Source organism: Lysinibacillus sphaericus, from assembly GCF_015844675.1.
Classification (GTDB): domain Bacteria; phylum Bacillota; class Bacilli; order Bacillales_A; family Planococcaceae; genus Lysinibacillus; species Lysinibacillus sphaericus_E.
The window spans coordinates 1-1,219 of sequence record NZ_LDGC01000085.1; the positions used below are offsets into that span (position 1 = coordinate 1).

General features: G+C 41.9%; 1 protein-coding gene. It reads right to left on the reverse strand.

What is annotated here, in order from left to right; genetic code table 11:
• Nucleotides 1–1,219: non-ribosomal peptide synthetase (locus ABE34_RS25900; protein WP_197144322.1), on the reverse strand; the 1,219-nt coding region annotated here is incomplete at both ends.

Genomic DNA, 1,219 nt, shown 5'->3' on the forward strand with positions numbered 1-1,219 from the left:
GCAGCCATCTTGCAAGGTCTCCAGAACGGTACATCCTTCCTTCACCAAATGGATTCTTCACGAACTTCTCTTCTGTCAGTTCAGGACGATTTAGATAGCCTCTGGCTAATCCGTCACCTACAATACATAATTCTCCTGGCACACCGATGCCACAAAGGTTATCTCCATTCAGAATATATACTTGAGTATTACTGACTGGTTTTCCAATTGGAATGTTTTCGAAATTCTCTGGAATTTCGTATGTGGTTGTAAATGTCGTATTCTCTGTCGGACCATATCCGTTTGTCAGAATGGTTTCTTTATTATGCTCTTTCATCATTCGAACATGGGCATCCGAAAGTTTCTCTCCACCGATTAACAGATGTCTCAGCGTATCAAACACCGTCACATCTTCAGAGATTGTTTGATTAAAGAGCGTTGATGTGAGCCACATCGTAGTAACCTTGTTGTTTCTAATTGCTTGTTTTAATTGCACATGGTCTGTAATGATTTCCTGAGATGTAATCACTACTTTCCCACCATTCAAGAACGCTCCCCATATCTCTAATGTCGACGCATCAAACGATAGGGAACCTGTTTGTAAGATTACTGTATTTTCATTTAGTTCAATATAATCAGTATCTCTTACAAGACGTACTACATTTCTGTGGGAAATCACACTTCCTTTTGGTTTGCCTGTCGTTCCGGATGTGTAGATACAGTAGATTAAGTCTTCCGCCTTGTTGACCTTCTCTGGATTCTGGATATTTCCTTCCCAGATTCCTACTTCTTTTAAGTCCATCTTTGTTAGGTCGGTTTCATACTCTGCCCCGTAAAGTAACAAGGCCTTTGGCTGACAGTCTTCCAACATAAACTCGATTCTTTCTTCTGGATACGTTGGATCGATTGGTACATAAGCGGCTCCGGCCTTGATGATTCCGTAAATTCCGGTGATCACCTCGATACTTCTTTCTGCCATGATCGCTACGAAGTCATCTGGTCTTACGCCCAGTTCTCTTAACTTATGAGCTAACACATTGGCTCTTTCATTCAGCTCTCGGTAGCTTACTTCTTCTTCTTCGAAGACTAAAGCAATCTGATCTGGTGTTTTAGCTGCCTGTTCTTCGAACAGTTCGACTACCGTCTTCTCCCTCGGATACTCTGTCTTGGTTGCGTTAAAGTCATGAAGGATCTTTTCTTTTTCATCCTCCGTCACCATCTCTACTTGTCCAAGCAGACA